Source organism: Vibrio frigidus, from assembly GCF_042465995.1.
Lineage (GTDB): Bacteria > Pseudomonadota > Gammaproteobacteria > Enterobacterales > Vibrionaceae > Vibrio.
On record NZ_JBCDMC010000006.1, the window covers coordinates 122,504 to 145,021 of the forward strand.

The following is a 22,518-nucleotide window of genomic DNA, read 5'->3' on the forward strand; positions in this document are numbered from 1 at the left end:
GCCGAAGCCATCAGTTAGAGGGTGGCGAAAAGAACACCCTCACCTTTTGTCTGAGTGATGTTGACGAAGAGAAACCGTCAGCGAACATGTTTCTCCACTCAGTAAAGGTGACCGTCCATGGGTTAAAACTCTTTATGGGTTTGGATATTCCATAACGAACTGGCTCATGTTCTGGTTCAAACGAACCAAATAACTTGTCCCAAACAATGAGCACACCTGCGTAGTTTCTATCGATATATTGAGCGTTAACGCCGTGGTGAACACGGTGATGAGAAGGCGTATTAAACACGTGCTCCAAAGGGCCTAAAGTACGTACCCATTGCGTATGGACAAAGAACTGTAAACTAAGGTTAAACAATACCGCAAAGATAACCCAACGGGGCTCAAAACCGATCAATACTAATGGCACCCAAAACAACCACATACCTGCGAAAGGATACATAAAGCTCTGGCGAAACGCAGTGCTAAAGTTCATCCGCTCAGAGCTATGGTGCACAACATGCGCCGCCCACATCCAGCGAATACGATGGCTTCCCCTGTGAAACCAATAATAGAAGAAATCTTGCAGCACAATGAGTAAAGCAAAACTGGCAAGGTTCATGTCAATATCAAACATCTTCCAGCCAAAAAGCCAAATATAGAGATTAACGATCAATAGACCAGTCACTAAATCACTTAATTGGTGCATCCCTGCTAACATAAAGTTGCATAGCACTTCATTGCGATGATAGTTGGCGTTTTCAGGTAAGCGACCCGATTTTTGACCTAAATAGTACTCGGCCAACATGCACAATAGAAATACCGGTGCTAAAACAAAAAGTAACCATTCAGGGTGATCAATTAGAAATGAGATGTCCATATTCATCCTTACCAGCGTGCAAAATGGTCTTCAGTTAAACCAAGACAATTGACAAGTTCATACGTGTTACCGGACGAATCTATTATCGTCCCATTGAAGTGGCCGATAAACTGACGAAAATTGCTCTTAAGTAGCCATAGATTGAGCTTTTCACTGCGTTTATTGAGCACAGTGAACGTTAAATTAACTTGCCCATCACGCGAATAGATTCGCCAAGGTTTCTCTTGTTTGCTGCGGTCGAATTCGAAGTGAACAGGCCCAAGAAAATGACGAGAGCCGTCAATCCATACCGCATTTTCACCATCGCCTGTTTCATTCACACCCGCGGCTAAATTAAGCCCCAACTTAACTTGCTCCAACGTTGTATTGATGCTCGCCCAACGCCAACTGGTTTCTCTTCTCATGTAACCCGCCGAAAAATCGTAGCTAGCAAGCGCATGTTCCAAACTGATCGTTTTACCATCGATACTAAGTTGCCCAACAACGGATAGTGCATTGTGTTTTTGAGTGTAAGTCCAACCAGAATAACCTGTTGGTGTACACATCGACAAAGGTAAACTCTCTAAATGGGGTATAAGAGATAGGTCTGCGTGAATAGCGTTATTGTTGATCTTCACTCGCCACTGTTGCTGCTGAATGTCGAACTTGATCGGTTCACCATCAAGTGTAGTGATACCATTACTAGGTGAGTTGGTAATCGTAGAAGCCAGGCCAAGTGGCTTAATCCAGCTTACCTCTGATAATTTATCTTGTTTAATATCATAAAAATAACAAAAGGCAGTTGTCGCATAGCGAATATCCGCGATGGCCAAACCAATGACATAATGTTCAGTCACAATACTGGTAAATTGAAACTGCTTATAATGAAAGTATTTGGCCCACTTTCTCGACCTTTTGTCCATTTCCGTGGTGTAGTAGAAGTGCTCTACTCCAAGTTTTAAAGGAATACCATCAAACTGACCAAATATCGGCCTTCCATCTTGTTTGATAATCGATGGTGGAGCAGGAATAGTATTAAACATAGATTCACAATTAACAATTTATTAACACAACTCTATTTTGCAACGTTATTGCTCTATTTAGGAGCATTATTAACCGACTTTTTACTAGTTAGTTCACAATTGGAGCAAAAATTTGAATCGATGGCATACCAGTATAGGTATTAAAAAAGCACTCAGATACAAAAAAGCACGCCATAGATACCACGATAGAACCGAACTGAGTTTCTTATCACGCTTTGATACACCCGCCATTATCTGACCACAGTAACACCTTGTTCGACTGTCTTAATTGTGAAATACTCTGTTCACATTTTAGTCACATCCTGATGGCAAAGTTTTAAAAAACACAAGAAAATCCAATCAAAACAACGCAGTTCAGTTAGGGAAAACACTATGACATTTAAACTACGCACACTTGCTACCGTTGCATTGACCAGCGCAATGATTCCTGCTTTGGCACAAGCGGACACTCTACGACTACTCACTTGGGGAGGTTATGCCCCCGATGAAGTGATCGATATGTTTGAAAAAGAGACAGGTATAGACGTCAAGGTTACGACCTCCAATAATGAAGACATGATTTCCAAACTCCGTGCCACTGGTGGTTCTGGTTTCGATTTGGCTCAGCCATCTCAAGACCGAATTGCAGGTGCGCAAGCTGAATTCAATATCTACAAACCGATCGATTTATCCAAAATCGATGCCAAGCAGTTCATTCCTTCAATGCTGAAATCGACTCAAGCAATCACCAGTGTAGACAACAGTGTATACGGTGTTCCCCACATTTGGGGCACCAGCGGACTTGTAGTCAACACAAAAAAAGCGTCCGACATTTCTGACTACACCGACCTGTGTAATGCCGATTACCAAGGAAAAGTCAGTTACCGTCTTAAGCGTCCTACTCTGATTGGTTTCGCTTTTGCTATGGATGAAGACCCGTTTGCGGCCTATGCCGATCAAGCGCAATATCAAAAAATATTGGATAAGGTCGAAGCCAAACTTGTTGAATGTAAAGGCAATGTCAAAACCTACTGGAGTGGCTCTGACGCACTGATGAATCTGTTGCGTACCGAAGAGATTGTGGCCAGTATGGCGTGGGATGCCGGCGGTTGGAAACTCAACCAAGAAAATACCGACATCGAGTACATTGCGCCGTCATCAGGTGCATTGGGTTGGGTTGATACCTTTACACTGCCACGTAAAACGAAAAACGAAGCGGCTGCTTATCAGTGGATCAACTTTGTAATGCGTCCGGAAATTGCTGCTAAAATCACAGAATCTGCGGGTAACTTTACGGCATCTCAAGGTAGTGATGAGTTTGTAAATGAAGACGCAAAAGCGCGATTCCAAAAGAGCTTTCCTCAAGCAGCCATTGACAACATTAAGTGGTACCCAGCCGTGCCCGCCGGACTTGAAGAAATGGAAGGCATGACCCTAGATCGAATCAAAGCCTCAAATTAATCTGGCATTACTACTGCCATACTCGTTTAGGTAGTTACCTCCCCCTGCTGAGCATTGTCTCAGCAGGGACTGTGTTTTTTAAAGGAACATCGACGACTTATTTATGCCCCAGCCCGATTACATTCTACAATGCCATGAGTTAGGAAAGCAGTTTGAGCAATTTACAGCTGTGCACAACCTAGAACTGAACATTCACGCCGGTGAGTTTTTCTCAATACTTGGTCCGTCAGGATGCGGTAAAACAACGCTACTGCGTATGTTAGCGGGGTTTGAGTCCCCAAGCCACGGCCGCATTGTACTCAATTCACACGATGTGACCGACACACCGCCAAACAAACGACCCCTTAACATGGTGTTTCAACATCTCGCATTGTTCCCCAACATGAGCGTTGCTGATAACGTCGCGTTTGGTTTAAAACAACGTGGTGAGAACAGCAACCAAATTAAAGTTAAAGTAAAAGACATTCTTCAACGAGTTGATCTTCAAGGCAGCGGAACTAAGCGAACTCATCAATTGTCCGGTGGACAAAAACAACGAGTAGCGTTAGCACGTTCATTAGTGTTAGAACCTAAAGTCCTACTATTGGATGAGCCGTTAGGCGCATTAGATCTAAAACTTCGCGAGCAGATGAAAATTGAGCTCAAACACTTGCAAAAAGCCTTTGGCACGACATTTATTTACATCACTCACGATCAGAGTGAAGCCTTGATGATGTCGGATCGAATCGCGGTTATGAACGCAGGTCGCTTCGAACAAATCGGAACGCCGAGTGAGTTGTACATGCGACCATCTACGCCCTTCGTTGCAGAATTTGTAGGCGAAAACAATACCATTGTCACCAAAGTTGTAGACATGACTTCATCCACTTTGTCCGTTGTCAGTCAGAACGATGTGGCGCTTACATTACCACGCTCCTGCTGCCAAACAGCGCTCAAAACCAACCAAACCGTTAAGATATATCTTCGACCTGAAGCACTCACTATGAGCAACAATCCCATCGATGGTGAACCCATATCAGGCAAACTCAAAGAGTTATTGTTTGATGGTGCAGCCAGTGGCGCGATTGTTTCTACTAATCTCGGCGATCTTCGATTGTCTATTACCCCAAATCAACTAAACGACCTGCAGTCAAAACAGCGCAAAGAACGATCTGAAGACATCGCTGTGGAACTGAGGTGGGACCCTAGTCAGGCTATAGCATTAGGGATCTCCGAATGAGCAAAAAATGGACACTCGCTTTGTTCCTTACTCCCGCTATCGTATGGCTATTAATGCTGATAGTGATTCCACATCTTCAGTTAGTCGAATTGGCGTTCTCCAATAGAGGCGATGGATGGACAGTTAAGCACTTTAACAACTTTTTTCAGCACAGTATTTACTGGAATACCTTTGTTCGGACCGCTTGGATGTCAATTTTAGCAACGGTGTTTACTTTACTGCTTGCCTTTCCAGTGGCTTATTACATTGCGAAAGTGGCGACCGGAGCCAATAAGCTCATTTTATTAATGGTGTGCATCCTGCCATTTTGGCTCAGCGAACTGATTCGTGCCTATGGCTGGATGATCATCCTTCGTGAATCAGGGCTGTTGAGTAACGCCCTGATGTGGGTGGGTTTTACCGAACAGCGCATCGAATTTTTGTACAATGACTACACCATCATCATGGGGCTCGTCTACAACGGGTTGCTATTTATGGTGGTGCCTCTGGTCAGTGCGCTAGACAGCCTAGACGATAGCCACATTGAAGCGGCTTTCGACCTTGGAGCCAGTCGTTGGGTTGCTTTAAAAGATATCGTAATTCCTCATGCGCTTCCCGGCATTGTTTCGGGATGCATTATTGTCTTCATGCTCAGTTTAGGAAACTACCTAATACCCAACCTCATGGGAGGCAAAGATAGCTTATGGTTCACCGAGCAAATCTTCACTCAGTTCATTACGCGCTTTAATTGGGAGCAAGGTTCAGCATTGGGATTACTGCTACTGTTGTTGTCATCGGTAATGGTGTGGATCGGGTTGAAGATCAGTGGCCAGTCTTTACAGTCCACTGTAGGACGCTAGGAGAATATATGATCCCTTCAGTACCATTTAACACTTCAAGAAAGAAAATTTACCAGTGCTTTATCGCAATATTCTTTGTCTTTTTGCTGCTGCCTTTGGTAGTGGTGGTGGTGTTTTCCTTTCACGACGCCGCTTACCCATCACTGCCTTGGAAAGGCGCGAGCACCGTTTGGTATGTGGGTGATAGTGCACCCTATGTAGGCCTTTTTAACGATGAAAATTTGTTGTCTAGTGTACTCACAAGTGTTCAAGTCGCGCTGGGGGTAACCCTAGTGTCAACACTTTTAGGGCTCAGTAATGCACATTTACTGGTTCGATTTCAATTCCGCTACAAAGAGCTTCTGTCTGTGTTGATGTTGGTCCCCTTAGTTATCCCCGGTGTCATTTTGGGCGTCTCTATTTTGGTCACGTCCAGTACGATGGCGAATTGGGTTGATGAGGCTTGGGCATGGGAGTGGGAATGGGCTAGGCCCGGATTGATTTTGGTTGTATTAGGTCAGGCTGCGTTCATTACTTCAATCACAACGCTCGTTTTATTGGCTCGTTATCGACGATTTGATCCTAGCTTAGAAGAAGCGGCGCTCAATTTAGGTGCAACACCCTTGAGAGCATTTAAGGCTGTCACCTTACCTTTCTTACGCCCAACATTGGTTAGTACCGCGATCGTCGGTTTTTTAATGTCCTTCGAGAATTTTAATACCACTTTGATGTTAGTGGGCTCCGATTCACCATTAACGGTCGAAATGTTTCAACGAGTACGAGAAGGCACGACCCCGGTGGTCAATGCGGTCTCCGTAGCATTAATGTTAGGTTCTACCGTGCTTGCTGGTTTGTATACGTGGTTTCAACACAAAGCCCAACAAACGAAGCTCTGACGCATTATGACCAACGCTCTCCTCGTTATCGCATCTAATTACGATAACGAGGAAATACACCTTAAAATATTCCGCAAGTAAAACCTCATCCACCTATCTCGTTTCCCTCGTCTCGTCCCCACACTACAGAAATTGTATTAAAGTAAGTAACCGTTTTATCTCGACCGGATTCAATTGATAATTCAGCAACCAGCTAATCATGAAACTAAAAAGCCAGCGATATTATACCGCTGGCTTAAAAATCACTGTTAACTAATTGATAGGATTAGATAAATGCAAGTATTGGTGAAACACACAATAAAATGCCAGTGATAATTATAAGGTTAGTTGCCCAACCTTTGTATTTTGCAAGGTGTGGCACTTTATAAACCAAGTATGCAGGGATAAGACAGCCAACCAATCCAAACACGGGGCTGCAGATTGATGTAAATGATAAGATAGGCGCATTAATTGCGATTGCGCTCCACGCCAATAGAATAATGAAAACGACAACTAATTTACTGATTAAGTCTTTGTTAATGCTAGATTCATCGCGGTTGCGCAATAACATATTCATAGCTAAACCAGTACACGCTTCTTTAAACGCTAAAAACACACCAAAAAAAGAAGTTACGACCGCGAAAATGTTAATAATTATTCCTGCAACTGTTGCCCAGCTGCCTGGGAAATATTGAGCAATAATAGCCAATGCAGAGATATTTTGGTGCATCGCTTGCGCTGCTTGCTCTTGACTGATTGCTAACGTAAAAGAAACGGCAAAGAAGAAAACAACCACGAACAAAATTGTGAAGGCAATTTTCATCGCTCTAGATGCTTTATAGCGCGCAACTTCAATTGATTTTTCATGAGAGCGGTAAGAGATTACCATTGGGCTAAGAGATTGAATAAATAGAATTGACGTTAGAGTGAATGGTAACGTGATAATTGCATCTTTGAGCATAGAACCCCAATGACCAAAATCTGGTACATTTGCCATGTCCCATCTTGCCATTAAGAGCACTCCCATTACCGCCACTAATGATAAAACGGTTACAGCCATAACTCCTGATAGTTTAAATAGTAATTTTTCACCTTTAGAGCCAATAAAAGATAGCACGCAGATCAACGCTAAACCGTAGAACACATTGTCGTTTAAATGACCTTCAGTAACACCAAACGAATGTAGATACGAGGAACTGTCGTTGGTAACGGCTAGCGAGTACACCAACACCCAAATGACTAACATGACAAAATATAGCGCACCTAACAACATGCCCCAGTTTTTACCTAAGTATCCTGTTATAACACCTGGATAATCGGTACATTCTTTTGACTCAGCCAATGTATTAATGAAAAGTTTTTGGAAAAGATACATTGCTGGATAGCCGATAACAGAAGATAGCAGGAAAACCCATAACCCCATGACACCTACTTGTACTGGCAGAAATACGATACCCGCTCCTATTGCCATACCAATGCTCATAACAATCCAACCAATATCAACGCTGTCAAACTTAGTTGCGTTCTTCCATTCTTGAATGGTCATTCCTGCGATTTCATGTGGTTCTTTGTTACTGGTTGAGGCATCCGATCCAGTATTAATAATATCCGTCATTGTAGACTCCGAAAGGTTCGATTTTTATTAGTAAGCAATAAACTTTTGTACTTGATTTTATTGCTCTTATTTAGATAACGGAAGGAAGAATACGCCTATTTTTAGAGAAAAAAATTTCAAATTTTCCACCAAAACGGCTCGAGGGAGAAAATTATTTTCACTAGTCGATAAATACATAACTATAATTCTTTGTATTGATTTAAAATAACAAACAAGAAAACCTTGCGGCTCACTAATGTGCTTAAGATCTCACATTGGACAATAGATAACACTGCCTTAAAATTTATATATGGTGATTTATATCACAAATATTTATTTTTGCAGGATTTTTGATTTTGGATGCTATATTTAGAGAGAATTGTGACTATTGGAAATGCAATTCTTTTAGGAGGGGTGTACACATTGGAACGTTAAGTCGTAAAATCTCAATGTTAATGAATAACATTGAGATCAGACAACGTATTATCAAGCCTTCAATATTAGTAGACAATATTGCACCTAATTATTTATTTTGTAGCAACTACCTCTATTTCAACTTTAGCATCCAGAGGTAGTCTAGCTACTTCTACACAACTTCGTGCCGGGCAATTTTCCCCAAAAAACTCCGCGTAAGCATTATTGATAATTGAAAAATCATTTAGATCTTTCACAAATACGGTTGTTTTAACAATATTCGTTTTATCCAATCCCGCTTGCTTTAATATTGCTTCAACATTTAATAATGATTGACGGGTTTGCTCCCCGACATCTTCCGGCATTTTTCCGGTATTAGGATTAATTGGTAGTTGGCCTGATGTATATAATGTTGTGTCGGTGAGTTTTGCTTGCACATAAGGGCCGACTGCAACTGGTGCATCATGAGTAAAAATAGTCTCGTTCATTTATTTTCTTCTTGGTTATAGTATTGAGATAAGTAAAATTGGGGCCGCTTTAGCTTGGTGCTATTTTCTGACCATAATGTCGAGTATTTGCGTGTCGACTTGAGTCATAGAGCCATTAGCAAGTGCAGACAAATTCCTAATGGACTCATCTACATCACACGCAACAATACCTTCGTTTCCAGTCACTCTAATATCGTCTAATGCCATCAATGCGACTTTTAATGCCGCACTAACAAAGGAAGACAATTTCATCGAAAAGCTTGTCTAGGCACTATCACAAATCATTCCAGGTATGTCGCCAATCATGCTACAGATAGAGTGACTGGCTTTTTCGAAGTTACCCCCCAACGACCATGTCATACCCGCGGCAGCGCCCATAGATGCGGTAGCTAGCCCAACCATTACAGTGCCGGGTATACTAACTCCCATGTCATTTTTCATTAGATTTGGAGAGACTAAAACAGAGATGCTATCTGGTAAACCTGACCGTTTTTCCATTGCAATAGAAGCGGCAAGAGCGACAGATACGGGCTCTGTACAACCAAGAGCGGGGTTCACGTCTTTCCGACTAATTCTGTTTCATAATTTATAGGAGTAATATACGACTATTCATGGAGATGATTTTTTCTTTCTTTGCTTTAGATAAGAGTATATGGAGAAAAAAATTCTATCCATTAATAGGCAAGTAGTCTGTTTGAGAGGTAGATCACATTGTGTGATCTCATGGTTTTCTCTTTCGTTAAACGTATTTGTTATTGATTATGGACTTGATAGGAAGTGGGATAAATCGAGTGGCGTATATGCTATGCGTGGTACCTTTTAAATAACACACGCACTGTCAAGCAGGCGCATGAGAACAAGAAAAATTAAGGGTGTGTCGTCGTGGTTTATTGATGAATAAATTTGTCCTGTTGAACGAACGCTTTTATTTGCTTTACCGTTTTCGAGCTATAAATGATACTGGTATGGCTGCTTTCCAACATTACATGGTCTGTCATACCTTGCAACTTAGTTTCACTAATGGTGACCGTACCATCGGACATCTCTTTGTCCCTTAGTAAAACGGATCTAATCCCCAAAGGAAGATTGCCAGCAATAGAACCCACCTTTTGGTCTCCGCACCAAACTCTGTTAGTTGGCTCCAAGCCATATTGAATCGAATTTCCCAGTATCCTACTACAATTAAGTTCAACTAACCGTTGCGCGATAGAAGAACCATTCAGAGGACTAGCAAGCGTGACTAAGTGCGAAATGGAGTCGTAGCTAGGTTTTTTACTCTCTAAAAACGACAAGGCTAACAACCCACCTAACGAATGTCCTACTATGATATTAGATTTTGATGGATGTAGGGCCCTTTCTATCTTCCTGAACAAATGGTCGACATTAATACTTCGGCTGTTATAGTTGATTATCTCAACTTCAAAGCCCTCCCTTTGCAATCTTTTTGACAACGGCTTCATCACCAGTCCATGCATAAATAAACCATGCAAGATTATAATCTTCTGCATTGTAATCTTCCTCATCATTGTCATGAACTCAAATGATCTCACATACGGCTCAATAAAATCAATACTTTACTAATTCCACCTTCGTCACGCCTACAGCAAATCTGCCAAATTAAAGATGTGTCTTCATTGAATTTTTAGAGAATCTATGAATAGTACGGCATCAAGAACGAAGACATCATCGTAATTGGAAAAGGAATTATATGCTAAGTAATCAAAATGGATGGAACGCCAACTCGGTTTATTGGTTGTTGTTCATAATATGGTACAGCCATTAGCGATGTTAGAGGTCATCAATCGCTTGTCAAAACCATAGCAAATTTGACCGCTCATTATTTTGTAAATAAATACATACACCAACCAATTAAATATTTTACACTTTCCTTTGAACTCTTATCGTATATGCTACACAATCCCTCACTATCGCTCATACTGACTATGGTTTGGCTTAGAATTAGTGTTTAAACCTATTCATACACTCATAATTGTAAAGAAAAATATACAATGATAAATTCCAAGATTTTAGGCAGTACCTTGATTATCGCTGGTACCACAATAGGTGCAGGGATGCTTGCTCTTCCTTTGGCTTCCGCTGGGATCGGCTTCCCAACCTCTTTAACCATTATGCTCGTACTTTGGTTACTGATGACTTACACCGCATTACTTATGCTAGAGCTGCATCAACATGCGCCCTCAAATGCAACCTTGCACACATTAGCCAAGCAGTTTTTGGGCAATAAGGGGAAATGGATCGCCAGTATTGCGATGTTATTTTTGTTTTATGCACTCTGCTCGGCGTATATCGCTGGGGGCGGTGCTCAGTTTGGTGAACGAATTTCTCAGTTTACAGGGATAGCAGTAAATGGATCGATAGCAACGGTTATCTTTACCATTATTGTCGCCTTTATTGTTACGGTTGGAACCCGAACGGTTGACCATATCAATCGTGTACTCTTTGCAACCAAACTTGTGGCAATGGTTATCGTACTGTTTTTCCTTGCGCCCAATGTTACCGAATCTTATCTTCTAAATATGCCTTTACAACAGGGGCTCATTGTTGCCTCTATTCCGGTGATATTTACCTCTTTTGGTTTTCACGGAAGTATTCCTGCCATTGTCAATTACCTAGACGGTGATACTAAGGCCTTGAAAAAAGCGGTGGTGATAGGTTCAGCCATCCCCTTGATTGTTTACCTCTTCTGGCAAATAATGACGCTCGGTGTCATTAGCCAACAGGAACTGACCGAAAGCAAAGGTTTGAGCGCGTTGATTTCTGCTTTGGCTGCCAAGATCCACTTTAGTCAGCTTAACCAAATCATTGGGATTTTTGCTGACCTCGCTCTACTCACCTCTTTCTTAGGGGTAAGCCTTGGTTTATTTGAATACCTCGGTGATTCACTAAATAAAAATACGGGCAAACAGAATCGAGTGCTTTCTGCCTTTGTGACGTTTTTACCTCCAATGTGTTTTGCTTTGTTCTATCCACAAGGTTTTATTATGGCGCTAGGTTATGCCGCTATTGCCCTCGCAGTATTGGCCATATTTCTTCCGGTTGTGATGATAAAAAAAGTAAGAAAGGACAACCGTTATGAAGGAACGTACAGGGTGAAGGGTGGAAACATTTCATTAGCTCTGGTTTCCTCTTTCGGGGTATTAATCGTCGCGGCTCAGTTCTTGATCACCGTCGGTTACCTCCCTTCTCTGGGTTAAGTTCTACATCTAGAGAGGCCATTCCAGCCTCTCTTAACTATTCAAATGAAGAACTAACCTGAGAAAGAATCCCATACAAATTCGGCCACTTTACCTTTTATTCTGTTCTTTCGCTTCGCAATAAAAATAGGCACCAGATCATCATCTTTTAGCCAATCAAGCTGAATCAGTTTTCCTGATTCTAGATCTTCACTAATCAATGGCAGTGGCAATCGGCCCCAGCCAAGGCCATGCACAATGATGTCACGTTTCGAGTGCGTGTCCGAGACTTTCCATTGTAATGAATCGGAGTGAACACCAACGCTATAGTCACTATCAGGAAGGGTACTTCTTTGAATAATTTGTGGGTATTTATACAAATCTTTGATCGTTCGCTTAGATGCGGGGATGTTTAGAAAGGGGTGCTTTGATGAGACAGTTAATACCATTTTGACTTCATCAATTTGTTTATAATCGAGGTCTTTCTTGTTTTTTATTGTCTCGAAAATCGCCAAATCAACCATGCCTGTTGTGAGCATCTTCTCTCCACTTAGAATTTCTCGTTCTAATTGAATCTCGGTTTGAGGGAAGGCTGACATTGCGTTGGCAATCACTGGATGAACCATGTCCATCCCATAGATTCCAGACACACTTAACCGAAAAAATGACTCAATGTGCGATTCGAGCTGCGAACATTTTATCAACAAGTGTTCGTATTCAATCAATAACTTTTTTGAACTCTCTAAAAAGTCTTTGCCCTTGGCGGTTAGCTGGCTTTTATAGCCACTGCGTTCAATCACTTTAAAGCCCAGTTGCTCCTCTAATCGCTTTATAGAATAGATCAGAGCTGACTTAGCTTTGCCTTGCCTTTCAGCCGCCATATTAAAGCTCCCATGTTCAACAAGGGCTTTGAGGCATTGAATTTGTTCAATCGTAATATGATTCATGGTCTAAATTTAGCACAAATAAACATAAAATTGGGTCTTTTTTTATTCTATATGAACTCTATTATTGAGCCATAAAATACAAAGCGACCTAGACAAAAATACCGACTAAATAAATTACGCTAGAAAGCACTCGAAAAATCTTAAAGGAGAGACAAAATGAAAGTATGGCACATTGATTCAAGCGGAAGAGGCGAGCAATCCCACAGCAGAAGAATTACTAATCAGTTCATCGATAGCCTATCGATGAAAAAAGAGATTGAAATCAGTAAATTAAATGTTGCCACAGGGCTGCCTTTTTTAACAGATTCAATGATACAAGGTTATTTTACGCCTGAGAAAGAGAGAACTAACGATCAAACATTAGACCTAAATATATCCAATAGCATCGTAGAATCGGCTAAAAATGCAGACGTGTGGGTTATTGGTATTCCTATCTACAATTTCTCAATGCCAGCGTCATTTAAGGCCTTTTTTGATCTACTGATTCGTTTACAAGAAACCTTTTCATACGGTGAAAGTGGCCCTATTGGCTTACTAGAAAACAAACAGGCGTTTGTTGTGGTCACATCCGGAGGGACGGAAATAGGTGCCGATAACGACTTTCTTACGCCTTGGCTAACCTATTGCCTAAACTTTATTGGTGTCACCAATGTTCAGATAATAAAAGCCGACAAATACAGCCCCGAAAAGGATCAGGCTATCCAACATCAGATTGAAGCAATGACACAAGCACTCGCATAATCAGTGAATAGCATTAGTAATACGGATACTCCGTTAAGACATTTTCGCCCTATCTGATCGAATTGTTGGATGAACAAATGAACGTGGGAAATCTTAGACATACCATTAAAAAAGCCCACCTAATAATGGTTAATGCTGTTCGGTTAGTGCTAAATACTTCGTTATTCCCGTGAAAACGGGAATCTTGGTGGGTTTAGATCCCCATTTTCATGGGGATGACGTTGGTTTTCGTGAAAATAGGCCCATTTTCATCGGGATGACACGTTTAGATAACGCTGTTCGTCGTTAACAAACCACTCACTTTCTAAAATAGATTGTGCTCTTTTTTACCCGCGTACATCAGCGCACCTTCGATAGCATCAAACTGTGGCTCAACAATCCATTGCTGTACTGGTGGAGAGAGCCAGAATCTAATTCGTTCTGCGATACTCCCCATTAAGCATATCTGACGTGCGCCTTTCTTGTTTAGAGCAACAAGAAACATTTCAATATCACGGGCAGTCTGTTTTAGTAGGCTGATAGCGAGTTCATCGCCTGATTGGGCATAACGAAAGATCGCAGGTGAAAACTGACCATAATCGCACGGAAGTGCACCTTTGGACCATTCAACAATACAATCTGCATCGTGATTAAAATGCGCCATAACATGCTCCGAAAGCCGCGTTTTTACACCAATGCCGTCTTCAGCAAGCAAGGTTTTTTGAATCAAATGTAAACCCATGATAGCCCCACTCCCTTGATCTGAGATTGGAAACTCTCTTCCTCCAACAACGTGTTGCTTTCCGTTCTCAAGAAAAATACCACAAGACCCAGTGCCCGCGATCATGATCGCACCGGTCTCGCCATTATGGGCACCAATACACGCACCGTAAGCATCGGTATTTAACGTCATGCTGGCAAAAGGGTGACGTTGTTTCATGAATTCATGCCAAGCCGATTTTTGCTCCGCTCCTGCTAATGCCAATCCAATATGCATTTGGGGAAAAACTGACTCGTTTAAACCACCAGAGTAGGCCGCTTCAGTGATGGATTCGATGATCGAACTCATCGCGACTTGAATACCAAGCAGGATATTGGCACTACCACTGTTTGCTTCACCAACAAGGATCCCTTCTTGAGTACGAATCCGAGCTCGGCAAGAGGTTCCACCGCCATCCACACCAACCAAATACAAAGTCATAATAGCTATCTTAACCTTTCTGGTTTACTTGCAATAACGCGCTACTCATTTACATCAAGCGTCATATCAGCAATGAAACAATATCGGTCACCCAGATACCAATAGCGTGTATATTCAACACAGCGGTCAACGCTATCAAAGCCTCTACGTTCGATATACAAAACAGCGCTCCCTTCTGGCACCTCTAAATACTTAGCGGTACGTTTGTCCGCAGGACGGGCGGTGATGGTTTGCATCGCTCTTATTGGTAAAGAGTCTTTAGACTTCAACGTGTCATAGAGAGAATCGTCCACTTCTCCGCTATCGGCTATGACGCTAGAAGGTACACAAGCAACCTCGATCGCTAGGGGTTTGTCGTCAGCAAAACGTAATCGCCAATAATGCCCTACCTGACTATTCTGAGGAATGCCCAACGCAAGGGCTTCTTGAGTACTGGCGAGGCAGTTTTCTTTTGTTATCCAATGAGTCGAAGGCTTCATGTCTCTCGCTTGCATATCTTTGGTAAAATTATACTGATCAGAAAGATGCAATTTAGGCGGAACAGGAGAATAGTCGTTGTAGGGTTCAATCTGAACACCTTGACGCGGAATAAGTTTTACAACACCTTGCTTAGCGAGTTCATCTATCGCTTTAGAAACAGTGACACGAGAAACATCTAAATCAGAGGCCAAATTTCGTTGAGGTGGAAGAAACTCTCCCTCCGACAGGATCCCTTTCTCAATGGCCAATTTTATATTGCTGGCCAGTTTCTGATAGAGCATACCAGGGGACGATGTGTCCACTTTCAGTGCATCAAGTAATGTTGAATTGAACTTTTTTTCCATTACTAAACCCTTGTTTATATTTCTTTATTATTCAGTAAATTGGCGACAAATGGTGCGGCGCCTGAGATCGTATTTTCAAGCTGATGTCCAATAGATAACGAACAGTGAATATGCTGCCCTTTTCCTATGCAACCATAAAGTAATATACCATCAAATGCAGTACCGTCTTCATCAAAGATTCTCAACAAAGGTTTATACACACTTCCCCATTCTTTAATAAAATAAAGACCCCGTTCTTTTCGCCAATGCTGCCACGTACTATCCGTGAGTAGGTTGGGTTCTAGCATAATCTCAGAGTCCGGTTGAAGTACAATAACAGGGCTATCCGCTTGAGTTACCCGCCAACGCATCGAAGGTGATCCAATGGTCAGTTTCGCAGGAGGTTGCCAGTTATCATCAGGACGATGATACAAGGTGATTAAACGACCGCCATTTTCAACCCACGAATTGAGTGCCGGATAACGACTGATTGACGCGAAGGCACAACTGCCAACCAACAAGACATCGATTCGATTCAATGTATCCATATCAAGATTATCAATTGATTCTATTTCAAACCCCAATGAAGACAATTGATGCAAATAGTTATCCGTTGTCCCTAGAAAGCATCCAATTTTTGATGCTGGAACTTCACATTTAACCGCTTCCACAACCACCCTTGTGGGCACCGAGAACCCTGTCTCTTGAATGTGGGGGTATTGAATCGTCTGAAAGCTTGAACGCCAACACTCGGCATTAGTATTTGCTTCCACCGCGATTTCATATCGACCAGGTTCTGTACTTTCAGGCGTGATTATCTTGAAATGGATGTCTTGATTCGCGGACTCCGCAACATCGATAGTTATCTTCGAAGGCTCTGATCTCCATCCTGTCGGTAACGTAGGCAAGACATCAAGTGAATCAATGCGGCTATCAAGGCAACTCAGTCTAAATGAAATATCGAAATCGACCTGTCTGTTAAGATTGAGATAACGGTTCGGCTCTACGCTAAGCAGAGTAACTTTGGGCCGAACAATAGTAGCAGGCATCGTAATCTTCTGTGTGACCCTTACGCCTAACAATAGAAAACTAATTTCGCCGGATATTGATCCATAATTATATTCTTCGATAAACCGCTGTTGATAAGGGAAGAAAACTCGCTGTGGCGCTGTAAATTGGCTGCTATAGGTAAGTGTTTCATCCCGAACAACAAGGCCAATCGCATTTTCATAGATAAGCTCTCCAGTTTGTTGAAATAGCCGCAACGTTAGGTCTTCTACCGCATGCACGCCATTATTCAGCACTGAATATGTAAAGGGAACAAGTTGCTCACAACACATAAGGTCCGTTGTCATTTCAATACGAGACGTAAGATCGGCTAAGTTCGCCAGTAAAGAGGTTAACTGCGTTTTTTTCATCAACAGTTGCTCTTTCAAATAGGGATCGGTTGGAACTAATTCCTCTACTATTTCAAGGGCGGTTATCACGTTGCATATCATCTGCTTCTGATCAGGGTAGTTATTCCTAATCTGTTCACACTGTTGAGCAAGTTTCTCCAATGGTTTCCCATAGGGCTGATCATGACGCTGCTCTGCCCAAGCGTACAAACTGAGCGGAACACCACCGCCTAAGCCGCTATTTTTATTGGCCTCAAAGCAATTACTCACAATATGAAAGCGCGCTTTTTCTCCAATATTTGCGTCTAATTCCAGCCCCATTTGTTGTGTCTGATGGAATTGACGGCTTTCCTCCCCAAGCTGAAAACAACTCATTTTCCATTTTTTTAAAATAGAATTTGTCGGGAGAGTAAAGTCCATTGATGGTGGAGGGGTTTGGTCATCGTAGCAGGTTCCTCCTCCCCCCCAAGCGGGAAGAAGTAACTGGTTTGCTTGCCAAATATCTAACCCTTGTACTAGATGCTCTGGATAGGCTGTTTTTTCTGCGGCAAGTGAATACGCCTTGATCGTGGCCTCCGTAACCGCTCGGTGATGGCCATGTTGGCCTTCTACATCGAGAAATGTAGGGCAAATCACATTAGGTTTGATCGTTCTGATAGACCGTACTAACGATTCCAGTAGTCTCTCCTCGCCCCAATGTTTTAATGTATCCGCTTTACTTTTTGAGAATCCAAAGTCGCGAATAGAGCCTTCGAGCTCAGTATTAAGCCAATAAAGCTCCATGGGAATTTTAGAGGCAGCCTGTTCCATCTCTCTTGTACGCAGAACACCAAGGGCTGTCTCTTTTTCCGGACCAATACTGTTTTGTCCACCCTCTCCCCGAACGGCACAACAGTAAACGACTCTCACCCCAACTTCTCTCGCCAGGTAAGCAAGAGCCGGGGAAGTTTCATCGTCAGGGTGAGCCCCTGTCTGCATAAAAGTCAACGTAGCAGAGAGGGCATTCGTTTGTAACCACAGTGAATCAGTAGCCGTGAAGCCGACTTTATTTGAAATGGGTTTTTTCCGCTTATTACCTGTTAAATGCATAATCTCTCTCCACACTATTCTTTTAGGCTGTTTTGTTACATTAACGCCGCTTGATCACGCTCGTTTTGTGTTCCTACAATTCGTGTCTCTGTCACAACATCGAACAGATGCAAATGCCTTGTATCAAAAGCTAATTTTATCGAATCTCCAGAACGAATAAACTGGCGACCGTCTGCTATCGCTTTTATCTCGACACCCGCGACCTCTGTAAATACGGTCGTATCAGCACCCAAAGGTTCAACCACAGTAGCGTGTGCGCAATACACTTTTTCATAATCCTTTGCTTGCTCGTCAGCTTTAAGTACTCGAATGTCTTCCGGACGGATGCCCAGCTTAATCTCGAGGTCTTTGTATTCATCTAGATCGTATTCCACTTGGAATGGAATACTTTCGCAATCAGGCAAGCCTACACACCAGTTTTCGGTGTCACGTTTAAGTGTGCCACTGAGGATATTCATCGGAGGATTTCCAATAAAGGTGGCAACAAATATGTTGGCTGGCGTGTGGTATACATCCATAGGAGTGCCAAGTTGCTGAATATCACCTTCTTTAAGAATGACAATTCGATCAGCAAGCGTCATCGCTTCTACTTGATCATGGGTGACGTATATGGATGTCGTTTTTACCCTCTGGTGCAGTTTCTTTATCTCTACTCGCATGTTGGCACGCAGTTTCGCATCTAGGTTCGACAAAGGTTCATCGAATAAAAACACTTCGGGATCTCGAACGATAGCTCGTCCCATAGAGATCCTTTGGCTTTGCCCCCCAGACAGTTCTGATGGCTTTCGCTGGAGTAAATGAGTCACACCCAAGATATCTGCGGCGTTTGCGACCCGCCTTTCGATCTCTTCTTTATCCATTTTTGCAGCACGCAAACCAAAAGACATATTGTCTTTAACGGTTAGGTGCGGATAAAGTGCATAGTTTTGAAAAACCATCGCGATGTTTCGATTTTTGGGTTCAACTTCGTTTGCGTATTGATTCCCAATGTACAGCTCACCATGCGTAATCTCTTCTAAGCCAGCGATCATCCTAAGTAGGGTTGATTTTCCGCATCCAGAAGGGCCAACAAGAACAATAAACTCACGGTCTTTTATCGACAAATCCAGAGTCTTGATTACCTCGGTTTTACCATATGATTTAGCGATGTTTTTCAATAATACTTCAGCCATGACTATCCCCTATGCTGTTTGGACGTTAAATCATTCACGGCTTGCAACCGCACCTTTGCCGCTTCCACACTGAACGTCCGAATCGATGCCCATTGACCACTTAGATGCTGTAACTCTTCCCTATATCTCGACACTGCTTTCTTCATTGCTATTGGAGCAGGTCCGCCGAATCCTTCTCGGACGTTAATAAAGTTTTTTGCCGAGGCATAAAAACGCAACTCAGATTCCGTCAGTTGACTGGGCCGACCGATATGCTGTTCAAATAAGGTATAAAACACATCAACCGGAACCGTCTGAAGACTTAACTGATGTCTCACCACATAATTAGCAATATCCGCAACGACTTCATGCGCTTGTCTAAAGGACAGCGCTTCTTTGCGAACCAACGTATCCGCTAACTCAGTAATGGTGGCACAGCTCTTATCAAGGTGATCCATTACCCTGTCTTGGTTGATACTGACCGAACCGATAAAGGTGTTAAGTAAAGACAACAAACGGTGGCTGTTATCAAAGGCTTGATACCCAACCTGTTGCGTCTCGCTTTCACTATCATTCATGTCCGTAAAGGGGGTGTTATGCATTGCGTTCACGATCGTATCGCAGAGACCAACGCCTTTAGAACAGATAAGACGCATATGTTCTATTGGTACTGGGTTTCGCTTTTGCGGCATTATGGAACTAATCTGTACCAGTGAATTCGGAACGTATAGGTGGCCGGTTTCAAAGCTACTCCACTGAGCCATGTCTTGTACAAATCGGCTGATATGGACAAACAGCAATTTCAGCGCACTGTAGACTGACGTAATGTAATCACAAGAAGAAATACAACCATAGGAATTTTGTAGAGGTTTAAGAAAGCCCAACAATTCCGCCACTCGGTCTCGAGACAGATTAAACCCGGACGTAGTAATCGCGGCCGCACCCATAGGCGATAGATCAACAATCTCTAGGGTATGAAATAGGCGCTGTCTGTCTCTGTGCATCACTTCGACAAAGGCCGCAAGATAATGGGCAAAGGTTGTCGGTTGGGCAGGTTGACCGTGCGTGTAGGCTAAAACGATGGTTTCATAATTAAGCTCACACACATCGAGCAGTGTTGCCGTCAGCTGCGTTAAGTCGCTATCCAACGTAAAAAGGCGTTGCTTGAGGTTGAGCTTAAACAAGGTATGGTCGATATCGTTTCGGCTCCGACCAGTATGAAGTCGCCCGGCTAAATCAGCACCGAGCTTTTGCTTTAAACAATGCTCTATAAAGAAAAAGTAATCTTCAAATTCACCCGTGTACTCAAGTTCATCAAAATTGACCTCTTGCAGTATTTCATCCAACGCATTGAGAATATCACTTCCTTCTTGAGACGATAAAATCCCCTGCTCAACCAACATAATGCAGTGGGCTTGGTCAATCGCTAAGTGCCCTTGTTTAAAATGCTTTTTTGAGCCCTCAAAGAGAGGCGCCAACACCGTTTCTTTATAAACAGGTGATGGGAATACAGAATTATCTATCATGTTATTTATCCTTTAAGTCCAGCCATTACAACGCCACGGACGATATATTTCTGTAATAAAATGAATACCAAAAGCGTTGGTATTGTTGCAACACTTGCACCTGCCATAATCATTTCCCATTCCGTGATGAATTCACCAGAAAATGAAGCCAAACCAACAGGCACAGTATAAAGATCCGGATCATTACTCACGATCATCGGCCATAAAAATGCGGTCCAATTTCCTAGAAAAGTAAATATTGCCAATGCAGATAAAGCGGGGCCCACCATCGGCATGGCAACCTTCCACCATATGGAAAATTCGCTAAGTCCATCAATTCGTGCCGCATGAATGTAATCATCCGGTACGGTTTCAAAAAACTGTTTCATTAGAAAAACACCAAAACCTGAAATCATTCCTGGAAACATGACACCCCAATAGGTATCTAGCCAGCCGAAATTTTTGGACATGATGTACCAAGGAATGACGAGCATTTCAGTCGGGATCATCATAGTAGATAGAATGGCAACAAAGATGATTTTCTTGCCTCGAAAATCAAATTTGCACAATGTGTAACCGATAAGCGAATCGAAAAAAAGAACACTTACTGTTACCCCGATAGCCACAACAAAAGAATTAAAAAACCATGTGAAAAACTCTGAATTATCAAAAAGATAAACATAATTTTCTAGGGTAGGCTCGGCTGGTATCAAGCTAAGGTTGTATACCTCTTCACCCACTTTTAGGGAGGTAGAAAACATAAATATCAATGGTACTATCATTCCTAGAGCACCGATAAATAAAATGGTCCATATGATTATTTTTTTGATGTCTGGCATTGTTTTTATATTGGCCATTTATTTCTTCCTCATTAGTGAAAATTGGATGAAGGTGATAAACAGTAAAATGACAAACAATACGACCGTTTGAGCGGCAGCATAGCCCATCTCAAAATCAGCGAAAGCGGACTGATAGATGTGCAAAACTAGAGGACGAGCGGAGTTAACCGGTCCCCCTTGACCATCCACAGTCATATTGAATACTTGATCGAAGATGCGTAGGAAACCAATAGTACTCATCACCACAAGAAAAACGATGGTTGGCCAGAGATGAGGGATAGTAATCTCTTTTAATACCTGCCAACGACCTGCCCCGTCTATTTTCGCCGCTTCTAAATAGCTTGTCGGCACAGAACGCAGTCCAGCCATAAATATGAGAATCTGAAAACCTAAACCAGCCCAGATTGCAGGAAGCAGTATTGAAGGCAACGCTTGAGTAGTGGATTGTAAGAATGGCATCTGGGGTAAACCCAGATCAATAAGAACGTTATTAAAGAAACCGATCGGCGCAGCCTGATAAAACCACCGCCAGACCCATGCCATCGCAACGGCGGTAGTAAGAAATGGGACAAAATAACAAGCACGAAGAAAGGTATGACCGAAACGGATTTTATCCAGATTATAGGCAATCGTGAACGACAACAATAACGATATTGGCATGCCCAATATCAAGTATTCAAAGGTATTTGAAAGGACTATCCAAAAAACAGGATCTGAAAAAAGCCTTTTGTAGTTTTCTAACCCTACATACAATTTATCGCCAACAATATTCCACTCTGTTAGTGAAATATAGAATGAATCGAACGTTGGGTAAAAACGAACAACAACAAAAAATAGTATTGGCACAGTAAGAAATAGCCATGCCCAAACGGCTTTTTTTTGCTGGATAGTCAAGCCACTCCGCACTGGTGTTACGTTTTCTGCAACATTCATATTTACGTCT

The 22,518-nt window shown here is 42.3% G+C and carries 19 protein-coding genes and 1 pseudogene; 6 read left to right on the top strand and 14 right to left on the bottom strand.

Annotated features, from left to right (window positions below):
* Positions 1 to 10: 10 nt before the first annotated feature.
* Positions 11 to 859, bottom strand: a complete 849-nt coding sequence (locus AACW90_RS11770) for a sterol desaturase family protein (RefSeq protein WP_390234582.1) — start codon at positions 857 to 859, stop codon at positions 11 to 13.
* Between the two features lie 8 nt (positions 860 to 867).
* Positions 868 to 1,881, bottom strand: coding sequence for a DUF2804 domain-containing protein (locus tag AACW90_RS11775; protein ID WP_390234585.1), 1,014 nt, complete (start codon positions 1,879 to 1,881; stop codon positions 868 to 870).
* Between the two features lie 372 nt (positions 1,882 to 2,253).
* Here AACW90_RS11775 and AACW90_RS11780 point away from each other — a divergent pair, with 372 nt between their 5' ends.
* From AACW90_RS11780 to AACW90_RS11795, 4 genes are all read left to right on the top strand, one after another.
* Positions 2,254 to 3,321 (top strand): extracellular solute-binding protein, encoded by a 1,068-nt coding sequence (locus AACW90_RS11780; protein WP_390234588.1) that lies wholly within the window; start codon positions 2,254 to 2,256, stop codon positions 3,319 to 3,321.
* Positions 3,322 to 3,424: 103 nt separating this feature from the next.
* Positions 3,425 to 4,540, top strand: a complete 1,116-nt coding sequence (locus AACW90_RS11785; protein WP_390234591.1) for an ABC transporter ATP-binding protein — start codon at positions 3,425 to 3,427, stop codon at positions 4,538 to 4,540.
* Positions 4,537 to 5,379, top strand: a complete 843-nt coding sequence (locus tag AACW90_RS11790) for an ABC transporter permease (RefSeq protein WP_195703134.1) — start codon at positions 4,537 to 4,539, stop codon at positions 5,377 to 5,379. Before AACW90_RS11785 ends, AACW90_RS11790 begins: the two co-directional genes overlap by 4 nt.
* 8 nt (positions 5,380 to 5,387) lie before the next feature.
* Entirely contained in the window at positions 5,388 to 6,254 is an 867-nt protein-coding gene (locus tag AACW90_RS11795) for an ABC transporter permease (RefSeq protein WP_390234594.1), read from the top strand.
* A 265-nt stretch (positions 6,255 to 6,519) separates the two neighbouring features.
* Here AACW90_RS11795 and AACW90_RS11800 read toward each other — a convergent pair whose 3' ends face one another.
* From AACW90_RS11800 to AACW90_RS11815, 4 genes and pseudogenes are all read right to left on the bottom strand, one after another.
* Entirely contained in the window at positions 6,520 to 7,779 is a 1,260-nt protein-coding gene (locus AACW90_RS11800) for an SLC5/6 family protein (protein ID WP_195705036.1), read from the bottom strand.
* Between the two features lie 575 nt (positions 7,780 to 8,354).
* Positions 8,355 to 8,729: a RidA family protein gene (locus AACW90_RS11805; RefSeq protein WP_390234596.1), complete on the bottom strand. Its 375-nt coding sequence runs from the start codon at positions 8,727 to 8,729 to the stop codon at positions 8,355 to 8,357.
* 60 nt (positions 8,730 to 8,789) lie between these two features.
* Positions 8,790 to 9,125, bottom strand: a pseudogene (locus AACW90_RS11810) (L-serine ammonia-lyase, iron-sulfur-dependent, subunit alpha); the annotation flags it as partial.
* A 491-nt stretch (positions 9,126 to 9,616) separates the two neighbouring features.
* A complete protein-coding gene (locus tag AACW90_RS11815; protein ID WP_390234599.1) occupies positions 9,617 to 10,237 on the bottom strand; it encodes a PGAP1-like alpha/beta domain-containing protein in 621 nt (206 codons plus the stop codon).
* Between the two features lie 501 nt (positions 10,238 to 10,738).
* On the opposite strand from AACW90_RS11815, the gene AACW90_RS11820 reads away from it, so the two are divergent.
* On the top strand, positions 10,739 to 11,944 hold the full coding sequence (locus tag AACW90_RS11820) for an aromatic amino acid transporter (RefSeq protein WP_390234601.1): 1,206 nt from the start codon (positions 10,739 to 10,741) through the stop codon (positions 11,942 to 11,944).
* A 53-nt stretch (positions 11,945 to 11,997) separates the two neighbouring features.
* Here the strand turns inward: AACW90_RS11820 and AACW90_RS11825 are convergent, their stop codons facing one another.
* Positions 11,998 to 12,870 carry a LysR family transcriptional regulator gene (locus tag AACW90_RS11825; RefSeq protein ID WP_390234603.1) on the bottom strand — a complete coding sequence of 291 codons (873 nt, stop codon included), beginning with the start codon at positions 12,868 to 12,870 and terminating at the stop codon, positions 11,998 to 12,000.
* 156 nt (positions 12,871 to 13,026) lie between these two features.
* Here AACW90_RS11825 and AACW90_RS11830 point away from each other — a divergent pair, with 156 nt between their 5' ends.
* On the top strand, positions 13,027 to 13,611 hold the full coding sequence (locus AACW90_RS11830; protein ID WP_390234605.1) for an FMN-dependent NADH-azoreductase: 585 nt from the start codon (positions 13,027 to 13,029) through the stop codon (positions 13,609 to 13,611).
* A 304-nt stretch (positions 13,612 to 13,915) separates the two neighbouring features.
* On the opposite strand, the gene AACW90_RS11835 is transcribed toward AACW90_RS11830, so the two are convergent.
* Genes AACW90_RS11835 through AACW90_RS11865 form a run of 7 tightly spaced genes read right to left on the bottom strand, consistent with a single transcriptional unit; the run spans position 13,916 to position 22,508 of the window.
* The gene (locus tag AACW90_RS11835) at positions 13,916 to 14,791 is read right to left on the bottom strand and encodes a glucosamine kinase nucleotide-binding domain-containing protein (RefSeq protein WP_390234607.1); all 876 of its coding nucleotides are present in this window, start codon (positions 14,789 to 14,791) and stop codon (positions 13,916 to 13,918) included.
* A 41-nt stretch (positions 14,792 to 14,832) separates the two neighbouring features.
* Positions 14,833 to 15,615 carry a GntR family transcriptional regulator gene (locus AACW90_RS11840; protein WP_390234609.1) on the bottom strand — a complete coding sequence of 261 codons (783 nt, stop codon included), beginning with the start codon at positions 15,613 to 15,615 and terminating at the stop codon, positions 14,833 to 14,835.
* Between the two features lie 14 nt (positions 15,616 to 15,629).
* Positions 15,630 to 18,080: a PIG-L family deacetylase gene (locus AACW90_RS11845; protein WP_390234611.1), complete on the bottom strand. Its 2,451-nt coding sequence runs from the start codon at positions 18,078 to 18,080 to the stop codon at positions 15,630 to 15,632.
* Between the two features lie 35 nt (positions 18,081 to 18,115).
* A complete protein-coding gene (locus AACW90_RS11850) occupies positions 18,116 to 19,252 on the bottom strand; it encodes an ABC transporter ATP-binding protein (RefSeq protein ID WP_390234613.1) in 1,137 nt (378 codons plus the stop codon).
* Positions 19,253 to 19,254: 2 nt separating this feature from the next.
* Positions 19,255 to 20,757 carry an argininosuccinate lyase gene (argH, locus tag AACW90_RS11855; protein WP_390234615.1) on the bottom strand — a complete coding sequence of 501 codons (1,503 nt, stop codon included), beginning with the start codon at positions 20,755 to 20,757 and terminating at the stop codon, positions 19,255 to 19,257.
* Positions 20,758 to 20,762: 5 nt separating this feature from the next.
* A complete protein-coding gene (locus AACW90_RS11860) occupies positions 20,763 to 21,593 on the bottom strand; it encodes a carbohydrate ABC transporter permease (RefSeq protein ID WP_390234618.1) in 831 nt (276 codons plus the stop codon).
* Positions 21,594 to 22,508 (bottom strand): carbohydrate ABC transporter permease, encoded by a 915-nt coding sequence (locus AACW90_RS11865; protein WP_390234620.1) that lies wholly within the window; start codon positions 22,506 to 22,508, stop codon positions 21,594 to 21,596. It lies immediately after the preceding gene.
* Positions 22,509 to 22,518 lie beyond the last annotated feature (10 nt).